1 pseudogene is annotated in these 219 nt (G+C 48.4%); it reads left to right on the forward strand.

The window, feature by feature from the left end:
• A pseudogene (locus tag E0702_RS19900) lies at positions 1 to 219 on the forward strand (hypothetical protein); the annotation flags it as partial.

The raw sequence follows: 219 nt of genomic DNA on the forward strand, positions 1-219 counted from the left end.
TGCGCGATGAATATATGGCGCCTATCTATACCTTAAGTGAAGGGCAGAACAGTAAGCAATTGCCTGGAGTATTGGCAATGCCTCGGTTGCATGCAACCGATGACCACTTAGATTGGCGCTCCTGGTTATCACAAGAAGAAGACATAGCGGTGAAACCGAGCCGAGATACCTCGTTTGTTAGTTTGGATTTAGCCATTAGTGCATGCCTAGCTGGCCACG

The organism is Halomonas marinisediminis (assembly GCF_004347715.1).
GTDB lineage: Bacteria > Pseudomonadota > Gammaproteobacteria > Pseudomonadales > Halomonadaceae > Halomonas > Halomonas icarae.